This window comes from Pseudomonas sp. VS40 (assembly GCF_018587885.1).
Lineage (GTDB): Bacteria > Pseudomonadota > Gammaproteobacteria > Pseudomonadales > Pseudomonadaceae > Aquipseudomonas > Aquipseudomonas pergaminensis.
Window position 1 is genome coordinate 37100 of the sequence record NZ_JAGYWD010000009.1, and the last position, 17186, is coordinate 54285.

The 17186-nt window shown below is 59.9% G+C and carries 14 protein-coding genes; 7 read left to right on the forward strand and 7 right to left on the reverse strand.

Going from position 1 to position 17186, the window contains the following annotated elements; all coding sequences use genetic code 11:
* The first annotated feature begins 48 nt into the window (after positions 1 to 48).
* Positions 49 to 1722, forward strand: a complete 1674-nt coding sequence (locus KHP07_RS23900) for a DEAD/DEAH box helicase (RefSeq protein WP_078047563.1) — start codon at positions 49 to 51, stop codon at positions 1720 to 1722.
* A gap of 158 nt (positions 1723 to 1880) precedes the next feature.
* Here KHP07_RS23900 and KHP07_RS23905 read toward each other — a convergent pair whose 3' ends face one another.
* A complete protein-coding gene (locus KHP07_RS23905; RefSeq protein WP_214498141.1) occupies positions 1881 to 2648 on the reverse strand; it encodes a DODA-type extradiol aromatic ring-opening family dioxygenase in 768 nt (255 codons plus the stop codon).
* 103 nt (positions 2649 to 2751) lie between these two features.
* Here KHP07_RS23905 and KHP07_RS23910 point away from each other — a divergent pair, with 103 nt between their 5' ends.
* Entirely contained in the window at positions 2752 to 3408 is a 657-nt protein-coding gene (locus tag KHP07_RS23910) for a thiopurine S-methyltransferase (RefSeq protein ID WP_100491211.1), read from the forward strand.
* An 832-nt stretch (positions 3409 to 4240) separates the two neighbouring features.
* Here the strand turns inward: KHP07_RS23910 and htpX are convergent.
* Positions 4241 to 5128 carry a protease HtpX gene (gene htpX / locus KHP07_RS23915; RefSeq protein ID WP_099492402.1) on the reverse strand — a complete coding sequence of 296 codons (888 nt, stop codon included), beginning with the start codon at positions 5126 to 5128 and terminating at the stop codon, positions 4241 to 4243.
* Between the two features lie 304 nt (positions 5129 to 5432).
* A complete protein-coding gene (locus KHP07_RS23920; RefSeq protein ID WP_016978462.1) occupies positions 5433 to 6644 on the reverse strand; it encodes a pyridoxal phosphate-dependent aminotransferase in 1212 nt (403 codons plus the stop codon).
* Positions 6645 to 6846: 202 nt separating this feature from the next.
* Between KHP07_RS23920 and msrB the strand changes: the two genes are divergently transcribed.
* From msrB to KHP07_RS23935, 3 genes are all read left to right on the forward strand, one after another.
* Positions 6847 to 7239, forward strand: a complete 393-nt coding sequence (gene msrB / locus KHP07_RS23925) for a peptide-methionine (R)-S-oxide reductase MsrB (RefSeq protein WP_078047567.1) — start codon at positions 6847 to 6849, stop codon at positions 7237 to 7239.
* Between the two features lie 186 nt (positions 7240 to 7425).
* Positions 7426 to 7911 carry a glutathione peroxidase gene (locus KHP07_RS23930; protein ID WP_078047568.1) on the forward strand — a complete coding sequence of 162 codons (486 nt, stop codon included), beginning with the start codon at positions 7426 to 7428 and terminating at the stop codon, positions 7909 to 7911.
* A complete protein-coding gene (locus KHP07_RS23935; protein ID WP_078047569.1) occupies positions 7908 to 8387 on the forward strand; it encodes a MarR family winged helix-turn-helix transcriptional regulator in 480 nt (159 codons plus the stop codon). Before KHP07_RS23930 ends, KHP07_RS23935 begins: the two co-directional genes overlap by 4 nt.
* Here KHP07_RS23935 and KHP07_RS23940 read toward each other — a convergent pair.
* Entirely contained in the window at positions 8341 to 10650 is a 2310-nt protein-coding gene (locus tag KHP07_RS23940; protein WP_078047570.1) for a hybrid sensor histidine kinase/response regulator, read from the reverse strand. The genes KHP07_RS23935 and KHP07_RS23940 overlap by 47 nt on opposite strands.
* A gap of 163 nt (positions 10651 to 10813) precedes the next feature.
* On the opposite strand from KHP07_RS23940, the gene KHP07_RS23945 reads away from it, so the two are divergent.
* Together KHP07_RS23945 and msrC are read left to right on the forward strand one after the other, a co-directional pair.
* Positions 10814 to 11704 carry an ATP-binding protein gene (locus KHP07_RS23945; RefSeq protein ID WP_078047571.1) on the forward strand — a complete coding sequence of 297 codons (891 nt, stop codon included), beginning with the start codon at positions 10814 to 10816 and terminating at the stop codon, positions 11702 to 11704.
* Positions 11701 to 12183, forward strand: coding sequence for a free L-methionine (R)-S-oxide reductase MsrC (gene msrC, locus KHP07_RS23950; RefSeq protein WP_099492405.1), 483 nt, complete (start codon positions 11701 to 11703; stop codon positions 12181 to 12183). Before KHP07_RS23945 ends, msrC begins: the two co-directional genes overlap by 4 nt.
* 25 nt (positions 12184 to 12208) lie before the next feature.
* Here the strand turns inward: msrC and KHP07_RS23955 are convergent, their stop codons facing one another.
* From KHP07_RS23955 to KHP07_RS23965, 3 genes are all read right to left on the reverse strand, one after another.
* A complete protein-coding gene (locus KHP07_RS23955) occupies positions 12209 to 15844 on the reverse strand; it encodes a transporter substrate-binding domain-containing protein (protein ID WP_100491209.1) in 3636 nt (1211 codons plus the stop codon).
* Positions 15845 to 15852: 8 nt separating this feature from the next.
* Entirely contained in the window at positions 15853 to 16479 is a 627-nt protein-coding gene (locus KHP07_RS23960; RefSeq protein ID WP_099492407.1) for a response regulator transcription factor, read from the reverse strand.
* A 249-nt stretch (positions 16480 to 16728) separates the two neighbouring features.
* A complete protein-coding gene (locus KHP07_RS23965) occupies positions 16729 to 17130 on the reverse strand; it encodes a response regulator (RefSeq protein WP_078047574.1) in 402 nt (133 codons plus the stop codon).
* Positions 17131 to 17186: the final 56 nt, after the last annotated feature.

A 17186-nucleotide genomic window follows, 5' to 3' on the forward strand; every position in this document is an offset into this window, starting at 1 on the left:
CGCAGCTTTGGAGCATGGGTCTTTGCGGATGCACTTAGAGGCAGACCCATGACCCAGGAAACCGGCGGCTTCGCCGCTTTTAATCTTAACCCGAATATTCTTGCAGCCGTCGCAGCGACCGGCTACGAAGAGCCTTCGGCGATTCAGCAGCAATCGATCCCGATCATCATGGCCGGCCAGGACATGATTGGCCAGGCGCAAACCGGTACCGGCAAAACCGCCGCGTTCGCCCTGCCTATCCTGCACTGCATCGATCCTGCCAAGCGCGAACCGCAAGCCCTGATCCTGGCGCCAACCCGTGAGTTGGCGCTGCAAGTAGCAACCGCTTTTGAAACCTACGCCAAGCAAATGCCAGGCGTAACTGTTGTGGCCGTTTACGGCGGCGCGCCTATGGGCCCGCAACTCAAAGCAATCCGTAACGGCGCACAGATCGTTGTCGCCACCCCGGGCCGTCTGTGCGACCACCTGCGTCGTGACGAGAAAGTCCTGTCGACCGTGAACCACCTGGTTCTGGACGAAGCCGACGAAATGTTGAAGCTGGGCTTCATGGATGACCTGGAAGTCATCTTCAAGGCACTGCCACCCACCCGTCAGACCGTACTGTTCTCGGCCACCTTGCCACAGTCGATCCGTGCCATTGCCGAACGCCACCTGCGCGATCCGCAACACGTGAAGATCCAGACCAAGACCCAGACCGTTACCGCGATCGAACAGGCTCACCTGTTGGTTCACGCTGACCAGAAGACCTCGGCTGTATTGAGCCTGCTGGAAGTCGAAGACTTCGACGCCCTGATCATGTTCGTGCGCACCAAGCAAGCGACCCTGGACCTGGCAAGCGCCCTGGAAGCCAAAGGCTACAAGGCCGCCGCGCTGAACGGCGACATCGCCCAGAACCAGCGTGAGCGCGTCATCGACTCCCTCAAGGATGGCCGCCTGGACATCGTTGTGGCGACCGACGTTGCTGCCCGTGGTCTTGACGTTCCACGTATCACCCACGTGTTCAACGTTGACATGCCGTACGACCCAGAGTCCTACGTTCACCGTATCGGCCGTACTGGCCGTGCCGGTCGCGAAGGTCGCGCTCTGCTGCTGGTCACTCCACGTGAGCGCCGCATGCTGCAAGTGATCGAGCGTGTTACCGGCCAGAAAGTCGCTGAAGTGCGCCTGCCGGATGCCCAGGCAGTCCTCGATGCCCGCATCAAGAAACTGACCAACAGCCTGGCGCCATTGGTGGCTGACGCTGAATCGACCCACGGCGAACTGCTGGACCGCCTGACCGCCGATATCGGTTGCACCCCGCGTGCCCTGGCCGCAGCCTTGCTGCGCAAAGCTACCAACGGTCAAGCCCTGACCCTGGCAGCCATCGAGAAAGAACGTCCACTGGTTCCGAACAGCGCGCCACGCGGTGATCGTCCAGAGCGTTCCGGCGACCGTCCAGACCGTGGTGATCGTGAGCGTCGCGCTCCGGTGCCATTGGCTGAAGGCCGTGCTCGTTGCCGTACCGCGCTGGGCGCGCGTGATGGTATCGCTGCCAAGAACCTGCTGGGCGCTATCCTCAACGAGGGTGGCCTGGCACGTGAAGCCATCGGTCGTATCCAGGTCCGTGACAGCTTCTCCCTGGTGGAGCTGCCGGAAGACGGTCTGGAAAAACTGCTGGCCAAGCTCAAAGACACTCGCGTTGCCGGTAAGCAACTGAAGCTGCGTCGCTACCGCGAAGATTGATCCGCCCTTGGGCTGATTGATCGCACCTAAAAAATCCCCGACTCGGTCGGGGATTTTTTTTGGCTGATATTTTGACACGGCTATGCAGCAACTGTAGGGCCCGGCTGTCAGTGCCAAGTGTGTGGGCTGGAGCGCCGCACTCGCCGGCAAGGGGGGCGTCAGCCGAAGCGGTAGATGTCCATGCCCAGCGCGCCCAAGGTGAAGCCCTGGTGGGCCACGCTGAAATCGCCACCGGCGCCACGCGCGAAATATAGCGGCAGTAGATGCTCATCACTGGGGTGGCTGCGTACGGCATTCGGCGCCTGGCGGCGATAGTCGTGCAAGGCGGTTTCATCGTTGGCCGCCAGCTTGTCGACGACCCAGTCGCGGAACGCCTGCGCCCATGGCGTGATGGTCTCCGGCCCGGCGCGCCAGTCAAGCTCACCGAGGTTATGGGTGATGCTGCCCGAGCCGATCAGCAACACACCTTGCCCGCGCAGGCTGGCCAGGGCATGCCCGACGCGGGTCTGCAGGGCAGGGCCCATGCGGCTGGGCAGGGACACCTGCACCACCGGAATATCCGCCGCCGGGTACATCAGCGACAGTGGCACCCAGGTACCGTGGTCGAAGGGGCGCCGGTCATCAATGCGGGCATTGAGGCCATCGGCGTGCAGCAATTGGACGATCTCGCTGGCCAACTGCGGGTCACCCGGCGCCGGGTATTGCACGGCGAACAATTCGCGCGGGAAACCGCCGAAGTCGTGCCAGGTTTCGGGCGCTGCGCTACCGCTGACCAAGAGTTCTTGGCTCTCCCAGTGTGCCGACACCACCACGATCGCCTTGGGCCGTGGCAGCTCGGCTGCCAGGCGCTGCAACGCGGGGCCGCTGGCGCCGGGTTGCAGGGCGAGCATGGGCGAACCGTGGGAGATAAACAGGCTGGGGAACATAAGGGGGGTCCTGAGCGTTAACATGGGCCCATCTTTAATCAGATCATTGATCTAAATCTAATATAAGTTTTAGTGCCTTTTGATCGAGTTTTCGGGAGGATCCATGGAGCCTAAGTTTTGGCAGGAGCGCTGGGCGCGCAACCAGATCGGTTTTCATTTGCCCGAGGTCAATCCCTACCTGCAACGGCACTGGCCACCGTTGGCGCTCGCCCGAGACGCCCAGGTGCTGGTGCCCCTGTGTGGCAAGAGCCTGGATTTGATGTGGCTGGCCAGCCATGGGCTGCGAGTCATGGGCGTGGAGCTGTCGGAACAGGCCGTGGAGGCGTTTTTCAGTGAGCAGAGCCTTGTGCCACGCATTACACGGCGGGGGGCGTTCACGGTGTATCAGGCTGATCTGATCGAGGTATGGTGCGGCGATTTCTTTGCCCTGGACGCCGAGGCACTGGCTGATTGCACCGGGCTGTATGACCGAGCCGCACTGATAGCCTTGCCGCCGTTGATGCGTGCGCGGTATGCGGAGCACCTGAACCATCTGCTGCGTCCCGGCTGCCAGGGGCTGCTGGTCACTCTTGATTACGACCAGACCCAAAAAGCCGGGCCGCCGTTTGCGGTGACGGATGATGAAGTGAAGGTGTTGTTTGGGGCGGAATGGACGTTGGGGGTGCTTGAGGAGCAAGACATCCTGGGTGAGAGTTGGAAGTTTGTGCAGGACGGTGTTACGCGGCTTGATGAGCGGGTTTATCAGCTGACTATGCGTTGATCAGGGCAGTGCGATTGCGGCATGGGTATTTATACGACTCCGGGTAGGGCGTCGGACTTGGGGTGAGGGCGCTACCTAACTATTACCCTGGGATCCAAATGTGTATGGCTTGCCTGCGAACGCGGCCTAACTGCCGACCACAATCTAACGATCACCCCGCGATCCAACTGTAGGAGCTGGCTTGCCAGCGATGGCGGCCTAACTGCCGACCACGCTCTAACTGTCACCCGCGATCCAATTGTGGGAGCTGACTTGCCTGAGAAGGCGGCCTGACAGCCGACCACAATCTAACTGTCACCCCGCGATCCAACTGTAGGAGCTGGCTTGCCTGCGAAGGCGGCCTGACAGCCGACCAAAATCTAACTGTCACCCCGCGATCCAACTGTGGGAGCTGGCTTGCCTGCGAAGACGGCCTGACAGCCGACCACAATCTAACTGTCACCCCGCGATCCAACTGTGGGAGCTGGCTTGCCTGCGAAGGCGGCCTGACAGCCGACCTGGATGTTGGATCTGGCTGGGTACATATCCGTTATTCAGGTAACGGCTGCATGGGTTCCGCCCTTACGGCGGCTAAACCGGCATCCCTGCCGGTTTACCCCAAAATCCCTGTCGAATTCCGGCCAGCGTGTTTGACGGGGCGCCTAAGATCAAAAGCAACATCAAGTTCAAGAGCGGCTCGCTTCGCATCGTGGTTAGGGATGGCCATCGCGAGCACGCCCGGCTTCTGCATGTGCCCACGTACGGCTGTAGGAGCCGGGCTTGCCCGCGATGACGATATTCGCGCCCACAAAAAAGGGGCGATCAGATCGCCCCTCGTTGCGTCACCTTGTACTTAGCCCCGACGGCGCAGTGCGTCGATGCGCTCTTCCAGTGGCGGGTGGCTCATGAACAGGCGAGCCATGCCCTGTTTGATGCCGCCGTTGATGCCGAAGGCTGTCAGGCTGTCTGGCATATGCACCGGCAGGCCCTGTTCGGAGCGCAGGTGTTGCAGCGCTGCAATCATCGCCCCGGTACCGGCCAGGCGAGCACCGGCTTCGTCTGCACGGAATTCGCGTTTGCGCGAGAACCACATGGTGATCGCGCTGGCCAGGAAGCCCAGCACCAGTTCAGCGAAGATGGTCGCCACGAAGTAGGCAATGCCGCGACCGCCTTCGTTCTTGAAGATCACCTTGTCGACAAAGTTGCCGATGATCCGCGCGAAGAACATCACGAAGGTGTTCACCACGCCCTGGACCAGCGCCAGTGTGACCATGTCACCGTTGGCCACGTGGCCGATCTCGTGGGCCAGCACCGCCTTCACTTCATCGTACGAGAAGCGTTCCAGCATGCCCTGGCTGACGGCAACGAGTGCGTCGTTCTTGTTCCAGCCGGTGGCAAACGCGTTGGCTTCATAGGCCGGGAAGATCCCGACCTCAGGCATCTTGATACCCGCCTCGCGGGACAACTGCTCAACGGTCTGCAGCAACCATTGCTCATGCCGGGTACGTGGCTGGGTGATCACCTGGGTGCTGGTGCTCATCTTTGCCATCCATTTGGAGATGAAGAGCGAGAACAGCGAGCCGGCAAAACCAAAGACCGCACAGAAAATCAGCAGCTGATTGAGGTTCAGGTCAACCCCGTTGGCCGCCATGAACCCGTTGAAGCCGAAAAGGCTCAAGGTGATGCTGGCAATCAGCACGACCGCAAGGTTAGTGGCCAAGAACAGCAGGATGCGCATCATGGTTGTAGAATTCTCCTCATGCTTAATATGTCGCGTACTGCGGGGTATATAAGGTGCGGCATGGGGTGATTCAACCGAGCGACTATTTCAAACTGTGTCCTACAGCATGAATGTAGGGCCGTGAAGGGATTTTCCGAGGTTCAAAAGGCGTCTTGACCGGTTCGCCGTTACCTTTGCGCCCTGTAATCATAGGGGGTAGGTGGCAGTTTCGCCGCCAGCGAAGTGCTGGAATGGAGAAGGGGCAGAGAAGTGTTGCCAGATACTCGCTGTACGACCGATTGTCGGTCGTACAGCGCAGTTTGCATTACTGGCGATAGGACTTGAGGAAGTTGCCGATGCGACCAATGGCCATGTCCAGGTCATCCACGCGCGGCAGCGTCACCACGCGGAAATGATCCGGCCACGGCCAGTTGAATGCGGTGCCTTGCACCACCAGCAGCTTTTCCGACAGCAACAGGTCGAGCACAAACTTCTCGTCGTTGAGAATCGGGCACACTTTCGGGTCGATTCGCGGGAAGGCGTACAACGCACCCATGGGTTTGACGCAGCTCACGCCCGGGATCGCGTTGAGCAGCTCCCAGGTGCGGTTGCGTTGCTCCAGCAGGCGGCCTTGGGGCAACACCAGGTCGTTGATGCTCTGGTAGCCGCCCAGGGCGGTCTGGATCGCGTGCTGGCTCGGCACGTTGGCGCACAGGCGCATATTGGCCAGCATGTCGATGCCTTCGATGTAGCTCTGGGCGTTGTGCTTGGGACCGGAAATGGCGATCCAGCCGGAACGGAACCCCGCCACGCGGTAGGACTTGGACAGGCCGTTGAAGGTCAGGCACAGCAGGTCCGGCGCCAGGGAAGCGGTGCACACGTGCACGGCGTCGTCGTAGAGGATCTTGTCGTAGATCTCGTCGGAGAACACCACCAGGTTGTGCTGGCGCGCCAGTTCGAGCATGCCCAGCAACACTTCCTTGGAGTACACCGCGCCCGTCGGGTTGTTTGGGTTGATGATCACCAGGGCCTTGGTGTTCGGGGTGATCTTGGCCTTGATGTCGGCCAGGTCGGGGAACCAGTCGGCGCCTTCGTCACACAGGTAGTGCACCGGGTGGCCACCTGCCAGGGTCACGGCGGCGGTCCACAACGGGTAATCCGGCGCCGGCACCAGCACTTCGTCGCCGTTGTTGAGCAGGGCCTGCATGGACATCACGATCAGCTCGGACACGCCATTGCCCAGGTAGATGTCTTCAATACCGACACCTTCGACCTGCTTCTGCTGGTAGTACTGCATCACCGCCTTGCGCGCGCTGAACAGGCCCTTGGAGTCACTGTAGCCCTGGGCGGTGGGCAGGTTGCGGATCACGTCCTGGAGGATCTCGTCCGGCGCTTCGAAACCAAACGGCGCCGGGTTGCCAATGTTCAGCTTGAGGATGCGATGGCCTTCCTCTTCCAGGCGTTTGGCGTGCTTGAGCACTGGGCCGCGAATGTCGTAGCAGACGTTGGCGAGCTTGTTCGATTTGCTGACCTGCATGGCGATGTGATCCTGAAAATGAACGATCCAGACGGTGTGGACACTACCGTACTGCGAATCCTGCGGGGCCCGCACCCATAAATACGTTTGAATGCCGGTAGCGCGGGTGCCAGACTGGCGTTTTGAAGAGGCGCAATCATACGTGCCGCCTGATCCATGGAAAAGACACAGATCAGGCTTTTTCAGTTGCCGAGGTGTACCGATGGAAAAGTTGCAGAAAACCGTTGATGAGTGGAAGGCGATGCTCGATCCAGAGCAGTACAACGTATGCCGTCTCAAGGGCACCGAGCGTCCTTTCAGCGGCAAGTACAATGACACCAAGACCGACGGCGTGTATCACTGCATCTGCTGCAATGAGCCACTGTTCGATTCGGCTACCAAGTTTGATTCCGGCTGCGGCTGGCCGAGCTTCTACGCACCGATCGCCGACAGCGCGATGGTCGAGATCCGTGACGTCAGCCACGGCATGATCCGCACGGAAGTCACCTGCGCCAAATGCGATGCACACCTGGGGCACGTGTTTCCGGACGGCCCGCCGCCGACCGGCCTGCGTTATTGCATCAATTCGGTGTGCCTGGACCTCGTCCCGCGCTGAATTGACCGACGCGGCATCCTGTAGGCGCCCGGCTTGCCGGCGATGGCGATCTCACGGACGCCATCGCCGGCAAGCCGGGCGCCTACGGGGGAGGGGTGATAGTGAGGTATCAATTTGGTCAATTAAATTGCATGCAATTTAATTGCCTACTATGTTTACCCCTCTTTTCCCCAACGAGGCACTGCCATGAGTGACAACCTGCTGAGCATCCCTTGCACCACCATCAAGGGTGAGCAAAAGACCTTGGCCGATTTCGCCGGCAAGGCCATCCTCGTGGTCAATACCGCCAGCAAGTGTGGCTTCACTCCGCAGTACAAGGGCCTGGAGCAGCTCTGGCAACAGTACAAGGACCAGGGGTTGGTGGTGCTGGGTTTCCCTTGCAACCAGTTCGGCAAGCAAGAGCCCGGTAACGAAGGTGCGATTTCCGAATTCTGCGAGCTGAATTTCGGCGTCAGCTTCCCGCTGTTCAAGAAGATTGACGTGAATGGCAGCGAGGCCCATCCCTTATTCGTGCAGCTGAAAAAGCAGGCGCCAGGCCTGCTGGGTTCCAAAGGCATCAAGTGGAACTTCACCAAGTTCCTTATTGGCCATGACGGCCAGGTGGTCAAGCGCTTTGCCCCGACCACCAAGCCGCAGGACCTGACCCAAGAGATCGAAGCCCTGCTCAAATGACCGTCTCCCTGGCCCTCGACCATCAACTGTGTTTCAAGCTCTACGCCGCCTCCCGGGCGGTGACCCGCGCCTACAAGCCAATGCTCGATGAGTTGGGCCTGACCTACCCGCAATACCTGGTGATGCTGGTGCTGTGGGAATGGCACGAAGCAGCGCCGGCGCAGCCCACGGTCAAGGCCTTGGGTGAGCGCTTGATGCTCGACTCGGGCACGCTGACGCCGTTGCTCAAGCGTCTTGAGCAGCTCAAATGGGTCCGGCGCCAGCGCAGTAGCAAGGATGAGCGGGAAGTGCACTTGAGCCTGAGCGAAGCCGGTGTGCACTTGCGCGATCAGACCCAGGGCCTCAAGACCCGACTGCTGTGCGACAGCGGCATCGACCTGAACCAGGCCGACACGTTGCGCGATGGCCTGGACAAGCTGCTCGGGCAGATCAGAGACGTGTCGTCTTCGGCACCCACAGCTCCAGCAAACCGCTGAGTTCTTCGCGACGAAACGGTTTGGCCAGGTAGTCATTCATGCCTGCGGCCCTGCACCGCTCGCGTTCTTCTGACAAGGCATTGGCCGTTAACGCGACAATGGGCAGGTCCGGCCAGCGCCCGCTGCGGCGAATCTGCCGGCTGGCCTCATAGCCATCCATCACCGGCATATTGCAGTCCATCAACACCATGTCGAAGGGCTGCTCCTCCAGAAACTTCAGCGCCTCGCCGCCGTGAGCCGCGACGACCACCTCGCACCCCAGCTTGCTGAGCATGCCCTTGGCCACCAGTTGGTTGACCGGGTTGTCCTCCACCAGCAGGATGCGCGCGCGATGGGCCAGGGGCGCGGCTTCCATCTGGATCGGGTCGAGGATCAGTTGCGCATCGCTGCGCAGGTTTCGTTGCAGGATCTGATACAGCGCATTGCGGCTCAGCGGGCGTGCTTGTTGCTGCAAGGGCGCGAGTGCCGCGACTTCTTCACTGGGCATGAAATTGCCATAGGCGGTCACCAGCAGGATCGGCGCGCTGATGGACGGCCGCAGGCGGAACAGGCATTCCGGGCAGTCGGTGATCAACAGGTCCGGGCTGTGCCCGCTCAAGTCTTCATCACGCGGGTAGCAATGCGGTGTCAGCCCCCAATGGGGCAGCAGGGTGGTGAGCAGTTCGGTCAGGCCGCTGCCGGCGCTGGTGATGGCGATCACTTCACCCGTGAGCGGTGTCGGTTGCACCGCAGGCAAATGGATCGGCAGCGGCAGGTCGGCGCAGAATTGGCTACCGAAGCCCACCTCCGAGCTGATGCTCAAACGGCCCTTCATGGCTTCACACAGGTTATGCGTCAGGGCCAGCCCCAGGCCTGTGCCACCAAACTGGCGGGTGATACCGGCGCCAGCCTGGGTGAACGGCTGGAAGATCTTCACCTGGGCTTCCTGGGCAATGCCGATACCGGTGTCGCACACCTCGATGCGTACCCGGCCCTCCAACGCACTGAGGCGCACGTCCACCCGGCCGAAGCGCGTGAATTTCAAGGCGTTGGACAGCAGGTTACTGACGATTTGCCGCACCCGGGTCGGGTCGCCCAGGACTTGGGCGGGAAATTGCGGGTCGATCAGGCAGGTCAGTTCAACGCTCGGCGCGGCGTTCTGCGACAACAGGTTGGCGGTGTCTTCCACCAGTGAGCCCAGGTCGAACGGTATGCGCTCCAGCTCCAGCTGACCGGCGTCGAACTTGGACAGGTCGAGAATATCGTTGAGCAGCTCCACCAGCACTTTGCCCGAATCATGGGCGATGGACAGTTGCTGGCGCTGCTCAGCGTTGAGCGGGCTGTCCAGCGACAGCGCGATCATGCCCAGCAGGCCGTTGAGCGGGGTGCGGATTTCGTGGCTCATGTTGGCCAGGAACGCGGCCCGCGCCTGGGCCATGCCGAGTGCATGCATCTTCGCCGCTTCCAGTTCATCGTTGGACTGGCTCAGGCGCTGGTTGCTGGCCTTGAGCTCCAGGGTGCGGGCGGAGACGATGTCTTCCAGTTGCCCCAGGTATTCAGTCAGCCGATCTTCGGCGTGACGGCGTTGCTGGATCTCCGTCTCCATGTTTTCGAACTGTTGGTTGGCGACGTTCACCAGTACGCCGATTTCGTCATGTTCGTGGCCGGGCGGGCAGTCCAGGCGGGCCTGTCTGCGGTTGCTCAGCTCACGGATAATGCGCACCAGCGGCTGGGTCAACATCACGTAGAACAAGCCCAGCAGGATGCCGGTGAGCAACAGGCTGCGGACAAAGCCATTGAGCAGGGTGATTTCGGCACGGTGCAGAAAGCGGCTGCCAAAGGCATAGGTATCGACGTCCAGGCGCAGCACGCCGAGGGATTCGTTGGGCATATGGCTGAGGAATAAGCGGTCTTCAAAATGGCGGTTGGCGCCGAACATGAAGTCGCTCAGGGGGCGGTAGGTGCCCTCCTTGCGTGGCCGGTCGACATCGGCCAGCACCACGCCGTTGTTGTCGATCAACTGGGCGTGAATGATGGCGGGGGAGTGCAGCAGGCCCAGGGTCAGTTCCTGGGCCAGTTCGGCGTCGATGTTGTAGGCGATGCGTGACGCGGGGTTATGGCTGATTTCGATCAGTGAGCGAATTTCACGGTTGATGGATGCGTCTTCGCTGGCATAATCAATGCCGATTTGGATCAGGCTGAGCAAGGTTCCCAAGACGAAACCGACCAGCACAGTCAATCTGGCTTGTTTATAAGACAAGCGGTGGGCGAACTTGATATCCATTGAGTGTTGAACCACTTCACGTTTCCCTTCGCCCGGCAAGCATAGCTGAACATCCACAGGCTCTGGCTTACCCGGCATGAATCGTTTTTTACGCAGCCTCGTGCGGTCTGCCGCAGGGTTGCCAATACGCCATCTTTTGCAAGAACTTGCCAGAGGAATAATCGTGGATTCTCGATTGAACGCCTTTCTTGAGCGGGCCGACGCAGTGCTCGCCCGCCTGGAACCCTTGTTGCCCGCGCCGCGCCAAACCATCGATTGGAACCAGTGCCTGGCTGCCCGCTGGCAGCGTGAAGGCCGCAGTGGTTTCCTGTTGCCCCTGGACGTGAGCCTGGAGATGCGCCTGTCTGACCTGATCGGCGTGGACAAGCAACGTGAAACACTGGCGCGCAACACCCAGCAATTCATCGACGGCCTGCCCGCCAACCATGCACTGCTGTGGGGGTCGCGTGGCACTGGTAAATCGTCCATGGTGCGTGCCTTGCTGGCGCAGCACGCCAAGGCCGGCTTGCGCCTGATCGAAATCGAGCGCGACCACCTGGCGGACCTGCCACGAGTGGTCGAGCAACTGGTCAAGCTGCCGCAGCGGTTTATCCTGTTCTGCGACGACCTGTCGTTCGAGGCCGGCGAGGGTGATTACCGCGTGCTCAAAAGTGTGCTCGACGGCTCCCTCGAACAAGCCCCGGAAAACGTACTGTTGTACGCCACCTCCAACCGCCGCCACCTGGTGCCGGAAAACCAGAGCGACAACGACAACTGGAAACGCGTGGATGGCGAACTGCACCCAAGCGAAGCCGTGGAGGACAAGATCGCCTTGTCCGACCGTTTCGGCTTGTGGCTGTCGTTCTACCCGTTCACCCAGGAGCATTTCCTGGATGTGGTGGAGCACTGGATCGGCGAGCTGGCGAACAAGGCCGGTTTGCAGTGGCAGCGCGATGAAGCCCTCGACATCCTTGCCGTGCGCTGGGCCACCGGTCGCGGCAACCGTAACGGCCGTTGTGCCTATCAATTCGCCCGCTACTGGGTGGGCCTCAAATTGTTGGAGCGTCAACCATGATCGATCTAACCAGCGCCGGTACTGGCCTTGATGGCTACGCCATGCTCTGCGCGCAACTGGAGTCGCTGCTGGCCGATGAACGTGACTTCATTGCCAACAGCGCGCAGTTCTCGGCGTTCCTGTTCAACCAATTGGATGACTTGAACTGGGCCGGCTTCTACCTCAACCGCAACGAAGAACTGGTGCTCGGACCATTCCAGGGCCAGATTGCCTGTGTGCGTATTCCGTTTGGCCGTGGAGTATGCGGTGCGGCGGCGGCGTCGCGGCAAACCCAGCGAGTGGAGGATGTTCACGCGTTTGCTGGGCACATTGCCTGTGACAGTGCATCGAACAGCGAACTGGTGGTACCCCTGGTCAAGGACGGCAAACTGATTGGCGTCCTTGACCTCGACAGCCCATCACTCGCGCGTTTTACCGTCCAGGACCAGGTAGGTATCGAACAGTTGGCGGCGATTTTCCTGCGCTTGACCGACTGCTGATCAGGTGAGGGGCGGCAACCGCCCCTTACACGCTATCCAGGCTGTGAAGCTGCACTTTAAGCAACCTCTCGAGTTCCAGCATGAGCTTTTCCAGGGCTTTCACATCTGTTTCTATCTGTGCCCATTCAGCGCCGCGGGCACACGCCTGCTCCAGGGTCTCGCAGTGCGCAGCCAGTGAGGTGGCCTGAACGATACGCGCCGCGCCCTTGATCTTGTGCGCCTGCTCGATGATGTCCTGGAGTGGGGCGTGCGCAGCGGCCAGCGCCTTCAGCTCCTGGCGATCTTGCCGACTGCTGCTCAACAGCTCCTCCAGCAAACGCCAGCTCAACTGTGGATCTCCGCCGGTCAGGGCCTCGAAGTTGCCAAGGTCCAGGTGCAGGTGGGTAGGTGGGGGGGCGATCTGCGCCAGTTGCCGCTCCAGTGCCGTGAGGCTGATGGGTTTGAACAGGCAATCGTTCATGCCTGCCTGGGCGCAGCGTTGCTTCTCCTCGGGCTGGGCGTTGGCGGTGAACCCCAACACTACGCACGGCACCAGTTGCTCGCGCTGTTCGTACTCGCGGATCGAGCGGCTCAACTCGTAGCCATTCATGATCGGCATGTTGCAGTCAGCGATGACCAGGTCGAAACGTTCTTGGCGCCAGGCTTGGAAACCAGTGGCGCCGTTCTGCGCGGCGGTGAACTGATGACCCAGGTAACCCAACTGCTGGCACATCAGCAGGCGGTTGGCCGGATGGTCATCCACCACCAGCACATTGAGTACCGGAGCGGTGGTAGGCGCCTCGGGCTTGAGTTCATGCGTTGCCTGTTCCGGCTGCAGACGCGTCATTTTCAGGCTGACATGCACCTGGGTACCCACCATGGGCACGCTGCTCAGGCTCAGTTGCCCACCCATCATCGCGCACAGGCTACGGCAGATCACCAGCCCCAGGCCGGCGCCGCTCCTGGCAAGCTGGCCGGAATTGTCCGCTTGGGCAAACGGTTCGAACAGGCGCAACTGATCATCCCGGCTGATGCCAATCCCGGTGTCCTCGACCACCAGTTTCATCTCGACCTGCTGCGCCAGTTCGGTGGGCACCACCTCCACCTTGATTTTTACCTGGCCCATCTCAGTGAACTTGATGGCATTGCTGACCAGGTTGGACAGCACCTGCTTGAAGCGCAGCGGGTCGATCAGCACTTCGGTGTCGTCGTGGTCTGGCTTGAACTCAAGGGACAGGCTCAGGGTTTTCTGGCGCGCCAGGCCGTCGAAGACACGTACCACCGACTCGATCACCTCACGCAGGTTGACCCGCTCCGGCGCCAGGCTCAGGCGGCCGGATTCGATGCGTGCAATGTCGAGGATATCGCCGATCAGCTCCAGCAGGTCCTTGGCCGAGTTGTACGCGACTTCGATGGCAGGACGATCGAGGTGACCCTGGTCAGCGCGTTTGAGGGTCAGCTCCAGCATGCCGATCACCGCATTCATCGGCGTGCGTATTTCATGGCTCATGGTCGCGAGGAACGTGCTCTTGGCCCGATTGGCTTCATCGGCGCGCTCTTTGGCCGCACGGATTTCATCGAACAGTTGGCGTCGCTCGCTGATGTCGATCCAGCCACCGATGATCCCCTGTACTTCCCCGGTAGAGTCGCGGTACGGCAGGATCCAGTGGTAGATCGTCAGCTTCTTGCCATGAATATGCAGGGTACGGTCCAGGATCAGCGGATTGCCTTCGGCCATCACCCGCTGGTAATCGGCGTGGTACTGCGTCGCGTCGGTTTCGAGGGCGGTGCTCATCTGGATGGCGTTTTTGCCGATCACGTCTTCGCGCTTGACGTCGAATACCTGCAAGTAGCTGTCATTGCAGGTCTGCAGCATGCCTTTACGATCACGTACGTAGATGGGGTGCGGGGTTTCATTGACCAATGCCCGCATGAACTCGAACTGGTCATTAAGGGCCCGCTCGGCCATCTGGCGATGTTTGATCTGGCGACGCATGTAGGCGTTCCAGCTCAGGGAGACCAACAGTAAAAGCCCGGTGCCGATGATGATGCGAGCGATCAATTGGTGATAATTGCGCCAGTAGCTGTCGGAGGCGGCCGTGTAGCCACGCCAGCGACTGTTGATCACGCCCAGCTCATCCGGGGCGATGCTCAGTAATGCCTTATCGAGAATCGAGCTGAGTTCGTTGGCACTGCGTGATGTAGCCAGTGCAAACGTCGCGGGTAAGGTGCCGATACTGGTGCTGATCTGAAGTTTGTCCTGAAATACCTGGGACGACAGGAAGTAGTTGGCGACCACCAGCGAGTTGACCGCGCCTTCCACATGCCCTTGGGCCAGTAGCTCCGAGGCCTTGAAGGTGTCGCTGGCCTTTACCAGTTGGATCTCGGGAAAATCGCGGCGCAAGATCGATTCCAAAGGATTGCCCTGGGTGATTGCCAGGCGCTTGCCGGCCAACTGCTCCAGGCTCGAGGGCGCGTCGGGCTCCTTGCGTGTCAGCATCACATAGGAGTTTTCCAGGTAGGGTCGACTGAAGTTCAGTTGTGTTTCGCGTTCAGCGCTCGGCACGATTGCGCCGATGATGTCAGCCTTGCCGTCGTCTACCTGTTGGATCATTGCATTCACGTCACGCCCGCGCTGGATCTCGAAACGCAACCCGGTACGCAGGCGGACCAGTTCCAGCAGGTCGGCGGTGATGCCACGGAAGTTGCCGTCAGCGTCGAAGAACGTCAGGGGGGCGAAGGTTTCATTCACGATCACCTTGACCACCGGGTGCTCGTTCAGCCAGCGCTCCTCGCGTTGCGTCAGTTGCAGCTTCTGGTCGGTCAGCAAAATATCGCTGCCGGCGCTCCAGCGTTTGGTGATCGTTTCCCGTTCATTGGTGGGCACGGCCGACAGTACCGCATCGACGATACTCAAGAGCATCCCTTGATGCTGGGGCATGGCAAAGCTGAACCCATAGGCCTCGTGTTTACCGAAGTTGGCCATGTGGATGTTTTTCAGGTAGCCCTTGTTGATCATGTAATGGGTGGAAATGGTATCGCCGAGGAACACATCGGCCTGGTCGAATGCCACCGCGTTCAAGGCATTCTGATAAGAGGGATAGGCACGAATGATCGCCTCGGGGTACAGCTTTTCCACCTCGGCCAGCGGCAGGTAGTGGTAGACCAGGGCCAGCCGCATCCCGGCCATGCCATCCGTCAGGCTGCGGGTTTCTCCTTCGCGGGTGACCAGTACCGGCTGGTCGACGGCATAGGGTTCGGACAACGTGAGGTTGGGGTTTGCCGCCTCGAAGCCGTTCGAGGTGCCCAATAAATCAATATCGCCCGTTTCGAGGGCGCGGATGGCGGCCTCTCGGGTTGGGTAGCGCAAGACCTTTACCGGCAAGCCCACTGCCTTGGCCAACAGGCCGGCGTAGTCGGCTGTGAGCCCCTCATAGTCGCGACCACTGGAAGTCAGGTCGAACGGGGGGTAGTCAGGGGACGCGGCACCCAGCACCAGTTCGCGTTTGTTCTGCAGCCATTGGCGTTGAGCCTTGTTCAGGTGGGTTTCCAGTTGAACCGAGCCTGCGCGGCTCAACAAGGTGAGGTGTTCCGGGCCCGTTTGCTGGTTTGCGAGCACGGCGGTGCTGAAGCACAAACCGGCACTCAATGTAATCAGATAGTCCTTTATACGCCTGGGCATCCGCTTTCTCACACTAGCGCGTTTCGTTTTGCCATCTCGATAAGTTCTACCAAGGATTTGGCTTGAAGTTTCTGCATTAGCCTTTTTTTGTAAGTGCTTACTGTTTTGTTGCTCAAGAACATACCTTTGGCAATTTCCTTGTTGGTGCGACCTTGTGCAAAAAGTTGCAATACCATGAGTTCCCGGTCGTTGACGGTCTTGAATAATTCAAGTTCCTGGGATTCCGCGCCATCGGCACCATTGGCGGTCAATGCCTGGCTGGGAAAGTAGTTATAACCGGATAAAACTGCGCGGATAGCACTCAGCAATTCGCTGAGATCACCTTCCTTGCACACGTAGCCATCGGCGCCCGAGCGCATGCAGCGTGTGGCGAATAGCGTAGGAGACTGGGCTGTCAGGATCAGGGTTTTCATCTGTGTGTTCATTGCGTTGAATCGGCAGAGCACTTCCAGCCCGTCCAGCTTGGGGATGCTGATATCGAGGATAATCAGGTCCGGCAAGCACTCGCGGACCATTTGTATGGCGTCGCAACCGTTGTCCGTTTCACCCACCACTTTGTAGCCTTCGTGCTCCAACAGCATTCGGATGGCAAGCCGTATAACCGGGTGGTCATCGATAATAAAAACTGAGTTCATGATCACATTCCGTGCAAGTGCAAATAAAGCGGGCACATTAGCTCAGAAGAGAAGGCAGGAGCATGAGCTTGGGCAGGAGTAGATATAAAACAGGAAAATTCCTACATTAAAAAAGGCAAAGGCCTACCAGTTGCTAAGGCATTGTGAAGCGATACAGCAGTGGATTTAAATTGAATGAGTTAAAAGCAGGTGGCCTGGAACTAACTGGCACTGCATAGGCAACTTTTCCAAGTGGTGATGTTTAAAGTCCTACATCTTCAGCCTGAGTAATGGGCAGATCAAGCGCGCAAGTTCGTCCTTGTTCAACGGCTTGGATAAATAGCCAAGCAGCGGCAGACCGCGCTCCGCGGCTTGGGCGATCAGGCTGGCGAGTTCTGCCGCAGGCAATCCGCTCAGTAGGATGGCGGTGGTGGTGAAGCGTCGGCGATTGGCGATGTCAATCAGCTCGAGGCCCGGCAGGTCGGGCAGGCATTGGTCGCACAGGATGATGTCGAAGGGCGCCTCGGCCTTGGACATCAGGCAGATGGCCTGCTCGGCGTTTTCGGCGGTGGTCAGCCGTGCGAAGCCGAAGCTCCTGAGCAGGCACTGGGTGGCGAGGAGTTGAAAGGGATGATCCTCTACCAACAGGATACGGAGCGGGTAACTGGGCATTGGCTGCACACGATGAGTCAAGCGTCAATGGGGGGGCGCGTAGGAACAGTTCGCCT